This is a genomic window from Pseudomonas sp. CFBP13508 (genome assembly GCF_005233515.1).
Taxonomy (GTDB): domain Bacteria; phylum Pseudomonadota; class Gammaproteobacteria; order Pseudomonadales; family Pseudomonadaceae; genus Aquipseudomonas; species Aquipseudomonas mercuritolerans.
Genome location: NZ_QFZZ01000004.1, coordinates 441,876 through 461,551, shown reverse-complemented (window position 1 = coordinate 461,551; position 19,676 = coordinate 441,876). Strand labels below are relative to the sequence as shown.

At 60.4% G+C, this 19,676-nt stretch carries 21 protein-coding genes; 10 read left to right on the top strand and 11 right to left on the bottom strand.

Annotation, left to right across the window (positions count from 1 at the left end; translation table 11 throughout):
- Position 1: 1 nt before the first annotated feature.
- Complete coding sequence (locus PspCFBP13508_RS14335) at positions 2–478, bottom strand: cupin domain-containing protein (RefSeq protein WP_137214889.1); 477 nt, start codon at positions 476–478, stop codon at positions 2–4.
- A gap of 97 nt (positions 479–575) precedes the next feature.
- Here PspCFBP13508_RS14335 and PspCFBP13508_RS14330 point away from each other — a divergent pair, with 97 nt between their 5' ends.
- Complete coding sequence (locus tag PspCFBP13508_RS14330; RefSeq protein ID WP_130909474.1) at positions 576–1,469, top strand: LysR family transcriptional regulator; 894 nt, start codon at positions 576–578, stop codon at positions 1,467–1,469.
- 6 nt (positions 1,470–1,475) lie between these two features.
- Here PspCFBP13508_RS14330 and PspCFBP13508_RS14325 read toward each other — a convergent pair whose 3' ends face one another.
- Entirely contained in the window at positions 1,476–2,435 is a 960-nt protein-coding gene (locus tag PspCFBP13508_RS14325) for an aldo/keto reductase (RefSeq protein ID WP_178084489.1), read from the bottom strand.
- A 111-nt stretch (positions 2,436–2,546) separates the two neighbouring features.
- Here PspCFBP13508_RS14325 and PspCFBP13508_RS14320 point away from each other — a divergent pair, with 111 nt between their 5' ends.
- A complete protein-coding gene (locus PspCFBP13508_RS14320) occupies positions 2,547–3,317 on the top strand; it encodes an alpha/beta fold hydrolase (protein ID WP_137214888.1) in 771 nt (256 codons plus the stop codon).
- 251 nt (positions 3,318–3,568) lie between these two features.
- Positions 3,569–4,435: a CAP domain-containing protein gene (locus PspCFBP13508_RS14315; protein ID WP_137214887.1), complete on the top strand. Its 867-nt coding sequence runs from the start codon at positions 3,569–3,571 to the stop codon at positions 4,433–4,435.
- Between the two features lies 1 nt (position 4,436).
- Here PspCFBP13508_RS14315 and PspCFBP13508_RS14310 read toward each other — a convergent pair whose 3' ends face one another.
- Positions 4,437–5,195: an OBAP family protein gene (locus PspCFBP13508_RS14310; RefSeq protein ID WP_241669523.1), complete on the bottom strand. Its 759-nt coding sequence runs from the start codon at positions 5,193–5,195 to the stop codon at positions 4,437–4,439.
- Between the two features lie 141 nt (positions 5,196–5,336).
- Positions 5,337–5,504 carry a hypothetical protein gene (locus tag PspCFBP13508_RS27435; protein ID WP_178083676.1) on the bottom strand — a complete coding sequence of 56 codons (168 nt, stop codon included), beginning with the start codon at positions 5,502–5,504 and terminating at the stop codon, positions 5,337–5,339.
- Between the two features lie 177 nt (positions 5,505–5,681).
- Here PspCFBP13508_RS27435 and PspCFBP13508_RS14300 point away from each other — a divergent pair, with 177 nt between their 5' ends.
- Positions 5,682–6,110, top strand: a complete 429-nt coding sequence (locus PspCFBP13508_RS14300) for a nuclear transport factor 2 family protein (protein WP_137214885.1) — start codon at positions 5,682–5,684, stop codon at positions 6,108–6,110.
- Positions 6,111–6,313: 203 nt separating this feature from the next.
- Here the strand turns inward: PspCFBP13508_RS14300 and mqo are convergent, their stop codons facing one another.
- The gene (gene mqo, locus PspCFBP13508_RS14295) at positions 6,314–7,960 is read right to left on the bottom strand and encodes a malate dehydrogenase (quinone) (RefSeq protein WP_076563408.1); all 1,647 of its coding nucleotides are present in this window, start codon (positions 7,958–7,960) and stop codon (positions 6,314–6,316) included.
- A 528-nt stretch (positions 7,961–8,488) separates the two neighbouring features.
- Between mqo and PspCFBP13508_RS14290 the strand changes: the two genes are divergently transcribed.
- Positions 8,489–8,920, top strand: coding sequence for a nuclear transport factor 2 family protein (locus PspCFBP13508_RS14290; protein ID WP_130911035.1), 432 nt, complete (start codon positions 8,489–8,491; stop codon positions 8,918–8,920).
- Between the two features lie 159 nt (positions 8,921–9,079).
- On the opposite strand, the gene PspCFBP13508_RS14285 is transcribed toward PspCFBP13508_RS14290, so the two are convergent.
- Complete coding sequence (locus tag PspCFBP13508_RS14285; protein WP_137214884.1) at positions 9,080–10,693, bottom strand: methyl-accepting chemotaxis protein; 1,614 nt, start codon at positions 10,691–10,693, stop codon at positions 9,080–9,082.
- A 243-nt stretch (positions 10,694–10,936) separates the two neighbouring features.
- Here PspCFBP13508_RS14285 and sodC point away from each other — a divergent pair, with 243 nt between their 5' ends.
- Complete coding sequence (gene sodC, locus PspCFBP13508_RS14280; protein WP_137214883.1) at positions 10,937–11,458, top strand: superoxide dismutase family protein; 522 nt, start codon at positions 10,937–10,939, stop codon at positions 11,456–11,458.
- Between the two features lie 4 nt (positions 11,459–11,462).
- On the opposite strand, the gene PspCFBP13508_RS14275 is transcribed toward sodC, so the two are convergent.
- The gene (locus tag PspCFBP13508_RS14275) at positions 11,463–12,116 is read right to left on the bottom strand and encodes a DUF2238 domain-containing protein (protein WP_137214882.1); all 654 of its coding nucleotides are present in this window, start codon (positions 12,114–12,116) and stop codon (positions 11,463–11,465) included.
- A gap of 161 nt (positions 12,117–12,277) precedes the next feature.
- Between PspCFBP13508_RS14275 and PspCFBP13508_RS14270 the strand changes: the two genes are divergently transcribed.
- The gene (locus PspCFBP13508_RS14270) at positions 12,278–12,592 is read left to right on the top strand and encodes a DUF2388 domain-containing protein (RefSeq protein ID WP_016775151.1); all 315 of its coding nucleotides are present in this window, start codon (positions 12,278–12,280) and stop codon (positions 12,590–12,592) included.
- Positions 12,593–12,672: 80 nt separating this feature from the next.
- Positions 12,673–13,074, top strand: coding sequence for a hypothetical protein (locus PspCFBP13508_RS14265; protein ID WP_178083677.1), 402 nt, complete (start codon positions 12,673–12,675; stop codon positions 13,072–13,074).
- Here the strand turns inward: PspCFBP13508_RS14265 and ligD are convergent, their stop codons facing one another.
- Positions 13,075–15,696: a DNA ligase D gene (gene ligD, locus PspCFBP13508_RS14260; protein ID WP_137214881.1), complete on the bottom strand. Its 2,622-nt coding sequence runs from the start codon at positions 15,694–15,696 to the stop codon at positions 13,075–13,077.
- A gap of 194 nt (positions 15,697–15,890) precedes the next feature.
- On the opposite strand from ligD, the gene PspCFBP13508_RS14255 reads away from it, so the two are divergent.
- Positions 15,891–16,349, top strand: a complete 459-nt coding sequence (locus PspCFBP13508_RS14255) for a transposase (RefSeq protein ID WP_137214880.1) — start codon at positions 15,891–15,893, stop codon at positions 16,347–16,349.
- A 263-nt stretch (positions 16,350–16,612) separates the two neighbouring features.
- On the opposite strand, the gene PspCFBP13508_RS14250 is transcribed toward PspCFBP13508_RS14255, so the two are convergent.
- Positions 16,613–17,350, bottom strand: coding sequence for a tellurite resistance TerB family protein (locus PspCFBP13508_RS14250; RefSeq protein WP_137214879.1), 738 nt, complete (start codon positions 17,348–17,350; stop codon positions 16,613–16,615).
- A 260-nt stretch (positions 17,351–17,610) separates the two neighbouring features.
- Here PspCFBP13508_RS14250 and pcsA point away from each other — a divergent pair, with 260 nt between their 5' ends.
- Positions 17,611–18,333: a phosphatidylcholine synthase gene (gene pcsA / locus PspCFBP13508_RS14245; protein ID WP_130911042.1), complete on the top strand. Its 723-nt coding sequence runs from the start codon at positions 17,611–17,613 to the stop codon at positions 18,331–18,333.
- Between the two features lie 121 nt (positions 18,334–18,454).
- On the opposite strand, the gene PspCFBP13508_RS14240 is transcribed toward pcsA, so the two are convergent.
- Positions 18,455–19,267 (bottom strand): class I SAM-dependent methyltransferase, encoded by an 813-nt coding sequence (locus tag PspCFBP13508_RS14240; RefSeq protein ID WP_137214878.1) that lies wholly within the window; start codon positions 19,265–19,267, stop codon positions 18,455–18,457.
- Positions 19,268–19,300: 33 nt separating this feature from the next.
- Entirely contained in the window at positions 19,301–19,573 is a 273-nt protein-coding gene (locus PspCFBP13508_RS14235) for a DUF4242 domain-containing protein (protein ID WP_137214877.1), read from the bottom strand.
- Between the last annotated feature and the right edge of the window lie 103 nt (positions 19,574–19,676).

Genomic DNA, 19,676 nt, shown 5'->3' with positions numbered 1-19,676 from the left:
TTCACTCGGTCTTTGGATATTGCTCATCACTGACCTGCTCCATCCAGTCCACCACCTTGCCATCCAGCACTTCGGCAATCGCGATATGACTCATCGCCGTCGTCGGTGCTGCCCCGTGCCAATGTTTGGCGCCCGGGGCAATCCACACGGTATCGCCCGGGCGGATTTCACGCACTGGCTGGCCCCACTCCTGCACCAAGCCTGCCCCCGAGGTGACGATCAATGTCTGCCCCAGCGGATGGGTATGCCATGCAGTGCGCGCGCCCGGCTCGAACGTTACGGTCGCACCACTGACCCGCGCCTCATCGGTGCCTTTGAACGGCGCATCCACCCGCACCGTGCCGGTAAACCAGTCAGCAGGGCCTTTGGCCGAAGGTTGCGAGCCATTCGGTGTGACCGTGACACGGGGATCTTCAGTGGCCTGCACCTCACCAGCCAGCAGCGAGAGCGTCAGTGCAGAAGCAGCAATCGGGTTCATGGCGTTTCCTCCAAATAAATGATGCAACCACTGTAGCGATCCGCACTCTTTGGATAATCGACTAGAATCCGAAAAAACTTATGCAGGAAAATCATCAATGCTTCGGGAAAATGCCACCGACCTGCTCGCCTTTCTCGCCGTCGCCCGTGAACGCAGTTTCACCAAGGCCGCGGCCAAACTTGGCGTGTCGCAATCGGCGCTCAGCCACACCATCCGCAGTCTCGAAGCGCGTCTCGGCCTGCGCCTGCTGACCCGCACCACGCGCAGCGTTTCGCCGACCGAGGCCGGCGAACACTTGCTGCAAACCATCGGTCCGCGCTTCGATGAAATCGAAGGGGAACTGGCCGCCCTGAGCAACCTGCGTGAAACTCCGGCGGGCAAGATCCGCATCAGCGCCACCGACCATTCGCTGAACTGGATCCTGCGTCCGGTGTTGCAGGATTTCCTGCCCCAATACCCGGATGTGTCGGTCGAGGTTTGCTGTGACTATGGTTTCGTCGACATCGCCGGCCAGGGCTTCGATGCCGGTGTGCGCCTGGGCGAAGACGTCGCCCAAGGCATGATCGCCACGCGCATTGGCCCGGACATGCGCATGGCCGTGGTCGGCTCCCCCGCCTACTTCGCCCGGCGCGATCCGCCGCAAACCCCGCGCGACCTGACCGATCACGCCTGTAACAACCTGCGCCTGCCAACCAATGGCGGGCTGTATTCGTGGGAGTTCGAAAAGGACGGTGAAAGTCTGAAGGTGCGCGTTGCCGGGCAGGTCACCCTGAATGGCGTATACCCGTTGCTCGACGCTGCACTGGACGGATTCGGTCTGAGCTACATCCCGGAAAACGTCGTCGCGCCCTTTCTGGCGGACGGTCGCCTGGTCCAAGTGCTGGGAGACTGGTGCCCGGCATTTTCCGGTTATCACCTGTACTACCCGAGCCGGCGCCAGGCAGCGCCGGCGTTTGCGTTGTTGCTGGAGGCGTTGCGCTATCGCGGTTGACCCGGCTCAGCCCAGCAACGCAATCAACTGATGCCGCTGCGCATCGGTCAACATCGGCCCAAAACCGGCTCCGGCGTTGTCAGCCATGTAGCGCGGATTGCTGGTCCCGGGAATCACACAGGTCACCGCCGGATGCGCCAGGAGAAATTTCAGCGCCAGTTGCGGCCAGCTGTTGACCTGCACATCCGAAACCCACGCCGGTAGCGGTTTGCCCTTGAGCCGGGCGAGCAAATCGCCGCCGCCAAACGGCCGATTACAAATCACCGCCACACCACGCTCGCGGCACAGCGGCAGGATGCGTTTCTCGACCGCACGATCATCGAGGGCGTAGTTGATTTGCAGAAAGTCCAGCTTCTCGGCCTTCAACACCGCTTCGACTTCGTCATAGGCCGACGAGGTGTAATGGGTGATGCCGATGTAGCGAATCCGCCCCTGCTCCTTCCATTCGCGCAGGGTCGGCAAGTGGGTTTGCCAGTCGAGCAGGTTGTGAATCTGCATCAGGTCGATGCGCTCGGTTTGCAGCAGTCTGAAGGACTGCTCCATTTGCGCGATGCCCTCCTCGCGCCCGCGCGTCCACACCTTGGTGGCGAGAAACGCCGGCGAGCGCGGTTCGTGGATCGACAGCAGTTCACCGGTGGTCTGCTCGGCGCGGCCGTACATCGGCGAGCTGTCGATCAGCGTGCCGCCCTTCCTGAACAGCGCTTCGAGCACGGCGGGCAATTGCCGGTAAACCGGATCGCCCGCAGCGACGTCGAAACCGCGATAGGTGCCCAAGCCGACCATGGGCAGTGCCTCGGAGCTGGAAGGGATGGCGCGGGTCTGCATGGTCTGGTCTCCTGCCGTGGGCGGCGCAGTGGCGGTCGGCGCTACGCTGCTGGCCAACGCCCGATCAATGGTGAGCAGCGCCGCAGCTTGGGCAGCCAGCGTGAGCAAGCGGCGACGTGAGTACCCCTCAGTGTGGCGCATGCGAGTCCTCCTGCTGCGCGGATCTGTTGCACGGTGTGTGCGCCGGCTGTCAGGCGCAGTCGCTGAACTACACTGCCACAGCCAACCTCTCACCCCGTTAAAAGTAGCCGAATGTCCCGAACCCTGATGTCACTCGTCGTTTTCATCATTGCCGTGTACCTGGTGCTGTGCGCCGTGCTGTTCGTGTTTCAGCGCTCGCTGATCTGGTTTCCCCAGCCTGCCGCCGTGGGTGCAGCGGATTCGCGATTGAAACTGTCGATGCCGGATGCCGAGGTCTGGGCGACCACTCGAGAGCGCAGCGGAACGCGGGCGCTGATCTATTTCGGCGGCAATGCCGAGGACGTATCGCGAAATCTGCCGGAGTTCACCGAGGCGTTTCCTGACTACGCGCTGTATTTCCTGCATTACCGGGGCTTCGCTGGCAGCACCGGCTCGCCATCCGAAGCTGCGATTGCCGAAGATGCGCTGGCGTTGTTCGATCAGGTCTACGCCAGCCACCCGCAGATTGCGGTCATCGGACGCAGCCTCGGCTCGGGGGTGGCGGTGCGCCTGGCCAGTCAGCGGCCGGTGCAGAATCTGATTCTGGTGACGCCGTTCAACAGCCTCGAGGAAATCGCCGCACGGCAATACCCGTGGGTGCCGGTGAACTGGTTGCTCAAGGATCGTTTTGAATCGGGCAAGTACGCGGCGCATATCCGCACGCCGACGTTGCTGTTGGCGGCCAGTGATGACGAAGTGATTGGGCGCAGCAGTACACAGCGGCTGTTCGAGAATTTTCCTGCGGGTGTGGCGACGCTGAAAGTGGTGCCGGACTCGGGGCATAACTCGATTTCCGAGCGGGGGGCGTATTTGCGGTGGATGGGGGATGTGTTGAACCGCTAGTGGTTGCTTCCCAGCGATAGAGGCGCTGGCCGGGCTGGCCCCTTCGCGAGCAGGCTCGCTCCCACGGGTGTTCCGGGTACGCCGCAAGTCCAATGTGGGAGCGAGCCTGCTCGCGAAGGCAGTGGTTCAAACAACAGCAATCCAATTGCATTTGCCGCCACTGAACCAAGTCCCAAAACTTCAGTCTCATTCGCGCCGCCACACACGGCTCCCTCACTCTAGCGCTGTCCCCTTTCAGAGCTGTCCGTCCCATGCGCCACCTCGTTCGTTCGTCTCGCTTCGTTTCGCTGTGCCTGTTGAGCCTGTTTCCTTTGTTCACTGAATCCGCCCACGCCAGTGCGGAGCGCGAGCTGGTGGCCGCCATCAATGATTACCGCGCCCATCCGCAACGCTGCGATCGCCGCCCTGCGCAGCGTCTGGCGCCTTTGGCGTTGAAATCGAATCTGGCCTTGCCGATCGGCTATCGCTACGGCGGCGGCATGCGCGAGGCGTTGAAGTCTTCCGGCTATTCAGCAATCACGGTTCGCAGCATCCGCATTATCGGAGCCGAAGACGCCGACGAGGCCTTCGATCAGTTGCAGAGCGATTATTGCGGCGCCTTGCTGGATGCGAACTACGCCGACATCGGCGTCAGCCATTCGCGCAATCAATGGCAGGTAGTACTGGCACAACCGGTGCTCGACAGCCGCGTCGGTGACAACCGCAGCGTTGGCAAGGCGTTGCTCGCCGAGGTCAATGCCGCCCGCGCCCGGCCGCGCATGTGCGGCCGCCAGCGCTTTGCCGCCGCGCGACCGTTGAGCTGGAACGCCGCCCTCGGCGCAGCGGCTCAGGGCCACAGCAAGGCCATGGCTTACGGCAATTATTTCGCCCACCGCGATCCTGATGGTGACATGCCGGCCGACCGCGCCCGTGCTGCCGGTTATCGCGGCCGCCAGGTCGGGGAAAACATCGCTGCCGGACAAAGCTCACCGGGTAAGGCCATGGCCGGCTGGCTGGCCAGCCCGGGCCATTGCGCCAACTTGATGAACCCGATGTTCACTCAGGTCGGCGCCGGCTTCGCCAGTGAAGCGCGCAGCGACGAGGGTGTTTACTGGACGATGCTGTTCGGCGCGCCGTAAATCACGGCTGGCTCCGGGCATTCTCATCGCCTGAGGTGGCCGGACGCGGCATGACGTGTTGATGGCCGGTCGGGTCGTTGAGCTGGATGACATTACCCTTCTGCCACGCGTCAGCCCCCGGTGCGACCGGCGCCGGTTTGATCTCGGCACGGGCCTTTTTGTTTTCGGCGCTATCAATGCCCAGGCGCTGATCGCGCTGGCGGACCATTTGCGCATCGGCCTGACCGTCAGCGGTAAAGCCCATCATCAACTGCGGCACGCCCAGCGGCAGTTGCTTGTCCTGATCGGTATGCCAGGTGTGCCAGGTCTTGCCGTAGGTATTGGCGAGTTTTTCCATCAAGCGCGTTTCCGCCACTTGCGGGATGCCCGGCGCGACCAGCTGGCCAGAACTGACTTCGTGAGCGTGGCTGTGCCACAGGGCTTTTTCTTTCGCTGGCAATTGCGTGAACAGGCGCTGGCTTATGATGTATTCGACGCCCATCAGCTTGGCTTCAGCGGTGTTGCCGTCGTAGATCACGCACTGGAACACTTCTTCGTTGAGCGCCGAGCAATAGTGGTGAGCTTCCATCTGCGCGCCGGGATGACCGTTGTAAAAATGGAAGCCATCGAGGTACATGTTCAATGCACGAATCGGCGGTTTGTCCTGCAACCACTGCGCGCCGACTTCGAGCATTTCCGTGTCGGAGGCCTTGGCCTGACCGGGCGTCTGCACCGGTGAATCGGTGTTGCTCATGGCGCAACCGGTCAACGCGGCGACCATCAGAGCGATAGGAACCCAACGTCCCTGCGAGGTTGTCGTACGCATGTTTCATTCCTCGAACTTTCAGTGACGGGCGCGTGCTGGCCCTGTTCTGCAACTGAAAGCAGGAGAACGGCAGAGTTCGAAAAAGCTGCGTGCGGATCAGACTGGAGAGATCGTCGCCAGCACGCCGATCAGAATGGTCAAGGTCAGGAAACCGCCGAGAAAAATCGCCATCTTGTACATGTTGCGCTCCTTGATGCTGGGTGTGCGGTGCACCGGACGCTGCGGGATGAGGTCGGAGGGTGACTGGCCGCACTGCCGGGGCATTCTGAGCCTGTGGCTGTAGTGAATACAGAGGCAGATGAAACAGAAAAATACGGATCAGATGCGCATCTGATCCGCTTCGGGCATGAAGCGGTATTCAGGCTCAGACTTTAGGATCCACTTTCGGCGCGGTTGATCTACAGTCATTGCCGACCGACAACAAGAAAAACCGGAGTGACCATGCCCGACCTCGCCTTGCAGCCCAACGTCGCCGCGTCCCTCGAGCGCTGGCACGCGATGATCCGCAGCGGCAATCTCAAAGCCCTGCCCGAACTGCTCGATCCGCAAGCTGTGTTCCGCTCGCCCATGGCCCATACGCCCTACCCCGGCGCGCCGGTGGTGGCGATGATCCTCAACACCGTGTTCGAAGTCTTCGAAGATTTCGCCTATCACCGCGAGTTGGCGACGGCGGATGGCCTGAATGTGATTCTCGAATTCAGCGCCAGGGTCGGCAGCAAGGAACTCAAGGGCATCGACATGATTCGCTTCGATGAGCACGGCAAGATTGTCGAGTTCGAAGTGATGGTACGGCCGCTGAGCGGATTGCAGGCACTGGGCGAAGAAATGGGTCGGCGCCTGGGGGCCTACCTGGCGAACGCGAAAGCCTGAATCTTCGCCGGAACGTAGGAGCGTAGGAGCTGACGAGTGCAACGAGGCTGCGATCTTTTGATCCTGATCTTGATCTTCAAACGTCAAAGTCAAAGTCAAAAGATCGCAGCCTCGTTGCACTCGTCAGCTCCTACAGGTTCGGCGTACAAAAAAAACCCACTGACCGTCGCCGGTTCAGTGGGTTTTGTGTTTCAGGGTTCTGGTTACAGAGCCATGTCACGTGCAGCGTTTTCCTTCGGCGCTACGGCTTTGTCAGCCGCAGGTGCCGCCGGAGCAGCTACCTGACCGATCACCGGAGGTGTCGGCAGTTCGAGGATCTTGGCGGTGTAAGCCCACTCGGCAGCCACTTTGGCGGGATCGCTGTTCAGCTGGGTGCCATAGCTTGGCACGATCTGGTGCAGCTTGGTCTGCCACTCTGGGGTTGCGACTTTGTCTTTGAAGACTTTCTGCAGCACGCTCAGCATGATCGGCGCAGCGGTCGACGCGCCCGGCGATGCGCCCAGCAGGCCGGCGATCGAGCCGTCTTGCGAAGCAACGATCTCGGTGCCCAGTTTCAGCACGCCGCCAGCGGCTTCATCACGCTTGATGATTTGCACACGCTGGCCGGCTTGCCACAGGCGCCAGTCTTCGGCTTTGGCGTTCGGGAAGTATTCCTTCAGCGCGTTCAGACGGTCTTCATCCGACAGCATCAACTGACCGGCAAGGTACTCGACCAGCGGGTATTCCTTGATGCCGACCTTGGTCATTGGCCAGATGTTGTGGGTGGTGGTGCTGGTCAGCAGGTCGAAGTACGAACCTTCCTTGAGGAACTTGGTGCTGAAGGTCGCGAACGGGCCAAACAGAATGACGCGCTTGCCATCCAGAACACGGGTGTCCAGGTGCGGAACCGACATCGGTGGCGCGCCAACCGAAGCCTTGCCGTAGGCCTTGGCCAGGTGCTGCTCGGCAATCGTCGGGTTCTCGGTCACCAGGAACGAACCGCCAACCGGGAAGCCTGCGTATTCCTTGGCTTCAGGAATGCCCGACTTCTGCAGCAGGTGCAGGGCACCGCCGCCGGCGCCGATGAACACGAACTTGGCGTCGGTCTCGGTCTTGCTGCCGTCTTTCAGATTTTTGTAGCTGACACGCCAGGTGCCATCGGCGTTCTTGGTGATGTCTTCGACTTCGCTCGACAGTTTCAGATCGAAGTTGGGTTTGGTTTGCAGGTGAGCGGCGAACTGGCGGGTGATTTCGCCGAAGTTCATGTCCGTACCCAGCGGGCTCCAGGTGGCCGCGATTTTCTGGTTCGGGTCACGCCCTTCCATCATCAGCGGTACCCACTTCTTGATCACAGCCGGATCTTCGGAGTACTGCATACCGGCGAACAGCGGGCTCGCCTGCAGGGCTTCGTAGCGCTTTTTCAGGAACTTGATGTTGTCATCGCCCCACACGAAGCTCATGTGCGGTGTGGTGTTGATGAACGAGCGAGGGTTCTTCAGCACGCCCTGCTGAACCTGCCAGGCCCAGAATTGACGGGAAACCTGGAACGCTTCGTTGATCTCGACAGCTTTCGGGATCGTTACGTTGCCCTTGTCGTCTTCCGGGGTGTAGTTCAGCTCGGCAAGAGCCGAGTGACCGGTACCGGCGTTGTTCCAGCCGTTGGAGCTTTCCAGGGCGACGCCATCGAGGCGCTCGACCATTTCCATCGACCAGGTCGGTTCCAGCTCATTGATCCACACACCCAGGGTGGTGCTCATGATGCCGCCGCCGATCAGCAGGACGTCAACTTTCTTCGCTTCGGCAGCATTGGCAGACGACATCCCCATCGCCAAAGCCAGACCGAGCAAGGCTGTGTTCACTTTCTTAAACATCTGTTGCACCTATGATAAAACGCCTTCCGCCCGTCGTTGTTATCAGTCTGCGTTGCGCTGTGTTGACGCTCAGGCTGGCGTCGCGCAATCGGGCACACTTCAATATTGACGGGTGGGCACACAAGGCCGACATGTGGCATCGACCTCAGTTAATGTCCCTTCTGAACTGACTTCTTATCGTTATTGGCTTCAGCTGCTTGAGCGACAGGGATCCCGTCGGCCCGCTGAAAAGGCAGGCCAACCGAATTAGGTCAAAGCAAATTGGCGCGGAGAATATCACGTCAGGGCGAACCCGCGCGTCTGTTCCCGACTTGAAAGTCTTTTTCCGCTCAGGGACTTATCGGCCATCGGGCACCAAACATGATGGCGATCAGGCATCGGCCTGCAAACTTTTTTGCGCGATGCGCTTCGCAACTTGATAAATCAGTGCCAACCGCTCGTTGTTCATGCAGAAAATTACCTGCTACGTTGTACGATGACTGACGAAATGAACCAGTCATCCAAACCCAATAACAACAAGGAAACACCATGACCAAGTCGCGCCTCCTCATCGGCCTGTTCTGCGCCTTCAGCGCCTGCGCCATCGCCGCCCCTGCCCCGGCGGAAAGAGAAGTTGCCCAAGCAGTCGATCACCTGACCCAAGCGATGCTGCACAAAGACATCGCCGAACTGAACGCTCTAACCGCGCCGAACCTGACCTACGGCCACTCCAGCGGCAAGATTCAGGACAAGCAGGAATTCATCGCCGACATCGAAACCGGCCGCAGCGCATTCAAGACCCTGGAGATGCAAAAGCAGACCATCACGATGTCCGGCGATACCGCATTAGTGCGCCACCACTTCTCCGCACAGGCGTTGAAGGGGACCGAGGTGATTCCGACCGAGATCGAGAATTTCCAGATCTGGCAGAAACAGGGTGGGAAATGGTTGTTGGTTGGGCGGCAGGCGTTCAGGTTTTGATTAAGGGACCATTGGCCTGATTCAATCCTGTCAGAGCTGGCCTATTCGCGAGCAGGCTCGCTCCCACAAAGGACTCGACACTGGCGAACCTTGTGGGAGCGAGCCCGCTCGCGAAAGCGCTGGCTCAGGCAATAGAAAACCCGCAAGCCTACCCCAACATCACAACCGAAACCGATCCACCGACTGCGCCAACTGCCCCGCCAGATTCGATAACTCATCGGTAGTCGTCGCCGTCTGCCCGATCACCCGGCTATTGCCCTCGCTCATTCCCGCAATCATCTCCACCTGATGGGCGATTTCGTTACTGGCCATACTCTGTTCGCCAATCGTGCGGGTGATGTCGTTGACCAGTTGCGTGGTGTTCAGCGTGGCGTCGAGGATCTCGCGAATCGCCCGCTCGACTTCCGCCGTCACCGCCATGCCTTTGTCGACCTGCGCCACGCCGGCCTCCATGCTGCTGACCGCCTCGCGCGTGCTGTTCTGGATGCGTGCGACCATTGCGGCGATTTCCTGGGTCGAGGCGCTGGTGCGTGCGGCCAGACTGCGCACTTCATCGGCGACCACGGCAAAACCACGACCCTGCTCACCTGCCCGCGCCGCCTCGATCGCGGCGTTGAGGGCCAGCAGGTTGGTCTGGTCGGCGATGCTCTTGATGACCTGAATGATGTTGAAGATTGCCTCGGATTCCTGATCCAGCGTGCGGATGACCTGCGCCGACTGCTGTGCCGAGCGGGCGATGTCGTCCATGTCGCTGACCACTTGGTGGATCACCCCGCCCCCCTCCTTGGCCAGGTTTTCGGCCTGATTGGCCATGCTCAGGGCACGTTCGGCGTGGCGGGTGATCTCTTCGATGCTCGCGGTCATCTGACTGGCGGCGGCCGCCATGGTCCCAGCGGCAACGCTTTGCTGCTGGCTGCTGTCGGCGACCTGATGGCAGCCTTGGCTGAGCTGCTCGCTCATGCCACTGACGCCGTGAGCGTTGCGCCGCACCACGTCGATCATGTTGCGCAGATCACGCTGCATGGTCGCCAATGTACGGATCAACACGCTGGCTTCGTCCTTGCCGGCGGGCTCGACAATCGGTTCGCTGAGATTGCCATGGGCAATGCTTTCGGCGATGCGGCTGGCGGATTTGAGCGGCCCCATGATACTCAGGATGACCCAGCGCCCCTGAATCAGCAGCAGCAACAGACTGACGGCCAGCACCACTGCCAGCGCAAGATTAGCGTGACGGATGGCCGCTTCGGTGCCTTCGCTGGTGTGCAGGGTGTTGTTTTCGATCAGTTCGCTGAGCGCGCCCATCTGCTCTTCGAGCTGAGTAAAGGCGCTATTGAAAGTACCAAGCTGCTGCTCGGCGGCATCCGGCTTGTCCAGCGCCACGCCGACAATCTGTTCGGCGGACTTGATGTAGGTGTCGAGGCTCGGCTTGATCTGCTCCAGCGCCGTGCGCAGCTGCGGGTTGATCGGCAATTTCAGGTTGTCATCCAGCACTTCACGAAAATGCCCGGCGTGCTCGGTGAGCGAATCGCGCACCTCGGTCGCGGTGGCGGTGCTTTTGCCCAGGCCGACCAGCATCGCCGAGTAGACATCGGCGCGCAGGGCGTCGTGCATCATGTCGGCTTCCATGTGATTGCGCAGCGCGCTCATGCTCACCGTGTTATCGGCGACCGCCGTGGCCATCCGCAAGTTGCCGACGTAACTGACCAGGCTCACGATCAGCGCCGTCAGCAGGCTGGTCGCAATCAGCAACACCAAACGCAGTTTGATCGACACCGTGGAATCTCCCGTGGGCACGCTGGATTGCGCTTGTCGGATTTCAGTTAAGCCTATGTGCAGGGAACTGCCGACACAGAGCGTATCGGCTGATGTCAGCGGCGACTTGAATCCGGCAAAACTTTTCAAACGCGAACCCGGTCACACATTGCAGCGCCGCTGGATAACGCCTTCATCGCCGGTTAACCCTGGCCGGCTATCAATCCAGCGCTTCGAACATTCATGCAGCTGAAGGAAACGCTTATGAAACGCGCACTGTGGTTTGGTCTGCTCGGCACGTTGGCAATCGGCACCGCACAGGCGGCAACGGAGAAAGTCGCGATCAACCTGGTCAGCGCCGACGGTGCGCCGCAGGCGATCGGTTCGGTGACTGTCAGTGAGACGCCTTATGGCCTGCTTTTCACCCCCGACCTGAAATCGTTGCCGGCGGGCATCCACGGCTTCCATGTTCATGAGAACGGCAGCTGCGAAGCGGGCACCAAGGATGGCGTCAAGGGCGCAGCACTGGCCGCTGGCGGACACTTCGACCCGGCGAAAACCGGCAAGCACCTTGGCCCTTTTGCTGACGGGCATCTGGGTGATTTGCCAGCGGTGTATGTGACGGCTGATGGTGTCGCCAACTATCCGGTGCTGGCGCCGCGCCTGAAGAAAATTTCCGAGATCAAGGGGCACGCTCTGATGATTCACGCCGGCGGCGACAACCATTCCGACATGCCCAAGCCTCTGGGCGGTGGCGGTGATCGCATGGCTTGCGGGGTGATCTGATCCCTCAGCGCGGCGCTCGACGCCAGCGCGTCAACACCAGCAAGGACAGCCCGGCGCCGAACAGCGCCAGGGCCATGTCCTTCTGCGAATCCCACGGATCATTCTGCGCGCCGACGAAGGCCTGGCCAGTGTCGTCGCCCAGGTAAGCGCCGCCGACCCATTCGATCAACTCGTACAACGCCGACGTCGCCAGCACCATATTCAGGGCCATCAGCGCCAGCCACGCGCCGCGCAACGGCGTAAGGCGCAGCAGAACTTCGCGCATCGGCCAGACCAGCAGCAATCCATAGCTCAGGTGCACCAGCCGGTCATAGTGATTGCGTTCCAGACCCAGCACCTTGTTTACGCTGACGCCGGTCAGCAGTGTGCCCCACTGATCGTACGGCACCCGCGAATAGGTGTAATGCGCGCCGACTTCATGAATGCACAGGAAGGCGAAGAGCATCCCCAGCGACAGCGTCGACAGGCGAAAACGCCGATGCGCCAGCAGCAGGGCTAACACCAGCGCCAACGCCAAGACATTTTCCAATAGCCAGTCGACGCGGCTGCGCGGGAACAGGCCGAGCGCGATGGTCAGGCAGACAAATCCAGCGAGCAAAAGCGCTTCGATTCGCGTATCTGCCGGTTGGGCAATGTTGTCGCTGACTCTGACGAGCATGGTTCGATTCTCGGCAATGCAGGCATGCGGTAGACAATCTGCCTTTTTGCCCGGTTCCTCGCCGCTTCGTTTTCAGCGCTAACGGAACTCCGGCGCGCCGTTCACCTCTGACGTTATGTAGTCCCTTCCCTTTTTGCTTAGCGCCTGTGGAGGAACACGTCATGCGCAAGTTAGTCCTGATTTCTTCTTTAATGCTTTGCCTGCCGGTCGGTTCGGCGCTGGCCCGCGTTGACGCGGGTGACGTCGCCACCTCCGCAGGTGTTTCCGCGTCGCTGTACTCGACCTTCAAGGACGACAAAATGGTGATTCCGGCCCGTGACGACGTGTCTGCGTTCGTTGCAAGCGGCGGGGCCATTCGTGGGGTTTATCTTGAGTCGGTACTGCAACAGGTGCGCCAGGCCAACCCTGGCTTGAACGCCAGCGATGAAGACCTGGCCAACGCCATTCTGGTGCAATACGAAGGCGTGCAGCAGTAGTCACGAGGGAAGCAGCGGCCGATGGACGGCCGCTGAGTGCGCATAGGCAAATCCGTCCAACGGCCTCTATGATGGAGGCCATGACGACGACCCTGCCCTTGCGCTCACCCTGCCCACCCGGCGCCTGCATCTGCGGGCGCGATCCGTTGCTGGAAACGCCTGGCGCGGATTTGCGCATCCTGCGCCTGACTCGTGCCGAGGAAAAAATTCTCCTGGCGCGCTTGGAACAACTCAAAGACCTCGACGACCTCAAACGCCTGCAACAGCGCATGTACGAGCAACTCGGCATTCGCGTCGACGTCGCCCCCGGATTCAACGAAGTGCGCACCATGCGCGGTATCGCCATTCAGATCGACGAGCTGCCAGGCCTGTGTCGCAAGACTCGCGCGGCGATCCCGGCGGCGATTCGCAAGGGCCTGGAAAACCACCCGCAAATCGCCTTCGAACTGCTCAACGCCCACGACTTGCTGCGCGACACCTGATCACTTTTTCATGCCGACGCGTTTGCGCATTTCGGCGCTGATGGTCTGACGGGTCTTCTTCATGTCCGCCCAAGGCTCATCGCCGACTTCGGTCAGACGCTCGTGAACGTTGTAGATGTTCCAGTGATTACCGCCCTTGATTTCAGCGACTTCCTCTCGGTAGAGCGGCACCGACACCGGCATACCTTCCCGTGCCCGTGCGGCGTAAGCGCAAATGGTGGTGGCGCCGAGGCCGTTGCGCAGGTAATCGATGAAGATCCGCCCGACGCGGTTTTTCGGCCCGGATACCGCTGAAATACGATCCGGCAGCAACTTGGCCATGTGGCTGACGATGGCGTGGCTGAAGTCCTTCACTTCATCCCAGCCGTGCTTGCGCGTCAATGGCACCACCAAGTGAATGCCTTTGCCGCCGCTGGTTTTCAGGAAGGCTTTGAGTCCCAGCTCATCGAGCACGGTCAGGGTCAGCGCGGTGGCTTCAACCATGCTTTTCCATGGCAGCGCCGGATCCGGGTCGAGGTCGAGGACGAAGCGATCTGGCTTGTCCAGATCCACCTTTGTAGCGTTCCAGGTGTGCAGTTCGACGGTGCTCATCTGCACCGCGCCGACCAGCGCTTCGGGGTTATTGATCATCATCACTGGCTGTCCGGTGACGTCCTTGTCCAGTGCGGTGATGCCGGGAATGGCCAGGCGATCGGCGTTCTTCTGGAAGAACAATTCGCCGGCGATGCCGTCGGGAGCACGTACCAGTGCGACGGGGCGATCCTTAAGTTGCGGCAGGATGTATTCGGCGACACTGGCGTAATACTGCGCCAGTTGCATTTTGGTCGTGCCGCTGACGGCGTCGATCACTCGATCCGGGTGGGTGATGCGCACCTTGCCGCCGGCCAGTCCTGATTGCGACGGTGCGGTTTCGGCTTTGCTGGCGGCGTTTTTCTTCGCCGGTTGCTTGGCGGCGGTTTTGGTTTTTTCGGTCTTTTCAGACTTGTCGGACTTGGCAGCTTTCACAGGCTTCGCTCGCTCCTCTGTAATGTCCTTGGCCGGTTTGTCATCGCGCAAACCATGGAACACGGCGTGACGCACCGAGCCATCCTTGGTCATCTCGGCGAATGCCACTTCGGCCAGCAACTTCGGCTTCAGCCAGTGCACGCCCTTGGCGTCGAAACCGCTGGGCGGATTGACCACCGCCGCGCTCTTGGTCAGTAACGGCTTGAGTTGGGCGAGGATGCTTTTCAATGTGGTTTCGTTGAACCCGGTGCCGACCTTGCCGGCATAACGCAACTCGCCGCTGTCACGGTCGTGCAGGCCCAGCAGCAACGCGCCGAAAGCACTGCGCGCGCCTTTCGGATCGGTGTAGCCGACAATGACGAACTCCTGGCGATGCTTGCACTTGAGCTTGATCCAGTCACCGCTGCGCCGCGACACATAAGGCGAGCCGAGACGCTTGCCGATCAGGCCTTCCATCTGCATCTGACAGGCGCTGTTGAGCAGCGCGTCCGGGGTTTCTTCGAAGGCTTCGGAGAAACGCAGCGTTGAGGATTCTTTCTGCGCACCGAGGATGGTGCTCAGCGCGGCGCGACGCTCTTCGACCGGTACGTCGCGCAGGTCAACGCCGTTGAGATACGGAACGTCGAACAGGTAATAAACGATATTGCCGCTGCGCCCGGCATCGAAGGCATTCTGCAACGCCTGAAAATCCGGCACGCCTTGCTCATTGGCCACGACCATTTCGCCGTCGAGCCATGCCGATTCCAGACCCAGCGCCGCCAGTGCCTTGGCCTGCTGCGGCAATTTGTGCGTCCAGTCATGGCCGTTGCGGGTGAACAGCTGCACCTCGTCGTGATCAATCCGCGCCATGATCCGGTAGCCGTCGAATTTGATCTCGTAGCTCCACTGCCCTTCGGGTGCGCTGTCGACCAGCGTCGCCAGTTCCGGCTTGATCAGCGCCGGCAGCTTGGCCTTGCGCGCGCCGGTAAGCTGCCCGGACGCCTGCTTGCGCGGCTTGGCCGGGGCCTTTTTTATCGGTTTGGCTTTATCGGCGGCAGTCGCCGATTTGCCGACAATCGTGCGCTCGCTGAGCACGCTGTCGGGCTCGGCGACCAGCACGTCGAAATCATCCTGCGGGCGCGCGGCGTTGTCCTGATGCTTGATCAGGAACCATTGCTCCTTCTTGCCCGGCATGTGCGTGCGCACCAGATTCCATACGCCGCCGAGCTTCTCGCCCTGCAACTCGAACTTCAGCCGGCCCTTGGCGTAGGCCTTGTGCGGATCCTCCAGCGGAATCCACACGCCGCGATCCCAGACGATCACATCACCGGCGCCGTAATGCCCGTCGGGAATGCTGCCTTCGAACGTCGCGTAATCGAGCGGATGGTCCTCGACATGGATCGCCAAGCGCTTGACCGAAGGATCCAGCGACGGCCCCTTCGGCACAGCCCAACTCTTGAGGGCACCGTCAAGTTCGAGGCGAAAGTCGTAATGCAGGTGCGAAGCGTCGTGCTTCTGGATGCAGAACTGCAAGGCATGATCCTTGGCCGACCTACGGCCCGAGCGCTTGACTGCGGCCGGTTCCGACGTCGCGGAAAAATCACGCATGCGGTTGTAATCGTCGAGGTTCCTGTTCATGAGCGCACCGATGGCAGACGGGTTCTGTTATGCAGAAGAGCGACACGGCGGCGGAAAAATTCAATCGAGGTAAAAAAGCCCCGGACGGATGGAGCGGCCGGGGCTTGTAACGACACATCCAGTAATTGGCTGGGCTGGCTAAACAGAGTGCAGACGCTAAGGTTTTTTCAAGTTCTTGAAAGGGAGGCAATGGAATGCCTGCTGCTGCAAAAGCCTGTCGTCTGAGAATGGGCCGACACTCTGAAACCGGAAGAATTTATTTACTGACCGTTGTGGTTAACCGACGTGAACGTGTTTTTACCAATTGGCACGACGGGAGGCTGGTGGTCAACGAGCTGAGACGTTGCAGTGAAGCCGGGTTAGCCACCTCTCTGGCTTGGGTCGTAATGCCAGACCATCTGCATTGGCTAGTGGAGCTTGATCACGGCTCGCTTGCGGATCTTATGTGTCGCGTTAAGTCCCGAAGTTGCCAGGCTTACAATCGAAGACATGGTCGCCAGGGACAATTATGGCAGCGAGGTTATTACGACCGCGCGTTGAGGCGGGATGAGGATCTTAGAGCCGCTGCGCTTCATGTAGTCAAGAATCCTGTAAGAGCCGGTCTGATGGCGCGCCTTGGGGACTACCCTTTGTGGGATGCCATTTGGCTCTGAAGATCATAAGATCGCAGCCTTCGGCAGCTCCTACAGTTGCACCGTATTTCAAATGTAGGAGCTGCCGAAGGCTGCGATCTTTTTATTTTCGAAACGCCGCACTCTGCGCAGACAGGAACACCATGCGAGCTGTTCTGGTTGTGCCCTGAGGATTTTCCTTACTGACGCTGAAGATCAAAAGATCGCAGCCTTCGGCAGCTACTACAGTTGCACCGTATTCCAAAGGTAGGAGCTGCCGAAGGCTGCGATCTTTTGACGTTGCGTCAGGCTTGTCCTTTCGCCTGCTGTTCCAGATGAACTTGCAGATCCGGATCGATCTGTAAAGCTGCGGCCAGCTCATCGAGATAGCTGCGTTCGGCGTCCTGTTGGTCGTCCACCAGCATGACGCTGGCCAGGTACATTTCGGCGGCTACGGCAGGATCGCCGTCAGCGGATTGCGCCACTTCGCGGGGATCCAGTGGCTTGGCGACTTCGCCATCAAGCCATTGTTGCAACTGCGGATCGGCGGTGTGTTTGCCGATTTCGCTGCTGATCAGGTGCTTTTCTGCGTCGTCGATGCGGCCGTCAGCCTTGGCGGCGGCGATCAATGCGCGCAGCACCGCGTGGCTGTGGGTTTCGATTTGCGGGCCGGCGAGCAGGTCGGCGGTTTGTGGCATATCTTGCGGCGCATTGCTGGCCTGGCTGCGTTGCCAGGCCTGGTACGCCTGGTAGGCCATCATCCCCAGCGATGCGAGCGCCGCGTAATTGGTCCCGCCGGTACGGCTTCGGCTACCGCCACCAAGTGCGCTTCCCAGGCCACCACCGCCGAGCAGGCCACCGAGTAAACCACCCAAGCCGCCGAGGCCACCCGAAGCAGCCGCCCCACCCGCTCCGGTCTGACTGCCGCCGCCCAACAGGCCACCGAGCAATCCGCCCAGACCGTCACCGGTCGAAGCCCCGCGTTGTTGTCCCGCCGAGGCCTGGCCTCGCAGCAGTTGTTCAAGCAAATCGCTGGTGTTCATGACGTTATCCTCCGAGGCCCCGGCCTGATTGCGTCTGGCAACCATAGACCGACGCAGCCATAGCGCCAGCACCGTTGGGCTGACGCCGGGTAACCGATGAAATCGCACCCGAGAAATTTTCCGCGAGCCAGCTAAGATTCATGGGTGGTGAACCTTATCCCGGCGAAACCGGTCGATAGCTGCAACCCGACCCGGTTTGCCGACGCCCTTTCTGATAATGGGCGATACCCGGCTTGCTTCACTTTCTGGAGAACGCCCCCGTGATATCCACCGTACACATCGCCAGGCTCAAAGCATGGGGCGCCCATGGTTTTACCGCGACTGGCGTGGTCACCGCCTTTCTTGCCACCCTCGCCCTGCTGGAAAACCAGCCGATCCATTGCCTGATGTGGCTGGGCGTGGCGCTGATCGTCGACGGCCTCGATGGCGCACTGGCGCGCAAGGTAAACGTGCAATCGGTGCTGCCGAGTTTCGACGGTTCGATCCTCGATCTGGTCATCGATTACCTGACGTATGTATTCATCCCGGCACTGTTTATCTACCGCTACATTCCCCTGCCTGATTACACCCTGTTGCTGACGGTGTCGGTGATCCTCGTGTCGTCGCTGTTCTGTTTCTGCAACGTCAACATGAAGAGCAAGGACAACTATTTTGTCGGCTTCCCGGCGGCCTGGAACGTGGTTGCGTTGTGTTTGTACATCATTGGTCCGGGACCGTGGATTACCTTCCTCACCGTAATCGCGCTGGCATTGCTGACGGTGACGCGGATGAAGTTCCTGCACCCGTTCCGCGTGCGTCGTTTCATGCCAATCAATATCGCGGTGACGGCGATCTGGCTGTTGTGCAGCCTGTCGCTGGTGCTCAATCACCCAGTGATCAATCCGCTGGTGATGGGTTTGTGGTTGCTGATGTCGGCTTATTTCCTCGGGATCTGCATCTGGCGCACGGCGCTGGAGTGGTTTGATCGCGGCCATTTGAAATAAGCACATCCCCTGTGGGAGCGAGCCTGCTCGCGAATGCGGTGGTTCCATCAACATCGAGGTTGTCTGGCACACCGCCTTCGCGAGCAGGCTCGCTCCCACAGAGATCTGCATTTGTGCATGACTAACGCTTGGTAATTACCACCTCCAGATATTCACTCGGCACTACCAGCGACTCGTCTCCCGCCCGATTCGAGCGATTGAGCAACGCCGTCAGATCATCCTCCAGCGCCTGCCCGGCCTCCGGCGACAACACCGCAAATGCCTTGTGCACCGGCCCGTACCAGTGCCGAAAGATGTCAATGAAATGCGCCGCCGAGCGATAGCGGAAATTGAAGTGGTTGCGGGATACCCGAACAAGAAAATCGCGATCATCGAACTGCTTGTGCAGCCACGCATCCGAGCCCCAGTTCGACGGCGGCTGAGCAACCGCTGGCGGCGGCAGGTGCTGGCCGAGAATCTTGAACATCTGCCCGACGAAGCCCTCCGGCGTCCAGTTGGCCATTCCGATCCGCCCGCCGCGACGACAGACCCGCCCCAGTTCAGCAGCGGCGGTGACCTGATCAGGCGCGAACATCACCCCAAACGTGGACAGCACGGCGTCGTAACTTTCATCGGGAAACGGTAGCGCCTCGGCATCGGCCACCTGAAAAATCACCTCCAGATGTTCGGCCCGGGCGCGATCCTGACCACGCTCCAGCAGTGCCGCCACGTAATCGGTCGAGGTCACCACACAACCGCGCCGCGCCGCTGCCAGGGTCGCATTGCCGTTACCGGCGGCGACATCCAGCACTTCTTCATCGCAGCGCAGATCGCAGGCCTCGGCGAGGCTTTCTCCAACGATTTGCAAAGTGGTGCCGATCACGGCGTAGTCGCCACTGGCCCAAGCGACTTTCTGACGTTCCTTCAGGGCAGTGAGATCAATCGGGGTACTCATCGCAGCGAGCTCCGTGGCAGATTCATACGCAGGTCATTCAGCAGTGGTCGGATCGATCACCCGCACCACTCGCGCTACGCTGTTGGCCGGGAAACCGCCGAGCCTGGCGTGCTCGCGCACCTGTTCTTCATCGGGAGCGATATACACACAATAGATTTTGTCGGCAGTCACATAGCTCTGCAGCCACTGCACTTGCGGCCCCAGATCCCTTAGTGCCTGACAGGAAGTCTGCGAAACGGCTTTGAGTTCGTCCTCTGACAGCTTCCCTGCGCCTGGAATCTCGCGTTCAATCACGAATTTGGGCATGGCAACCTCACTGTTCTTTTTATAAGTGTTGGCGACGTTGCGAGATTGATAACGACCTCGCCCGCTCACTATCGCGCCAGCACCGGCCGCCGTCCTTGCCAAT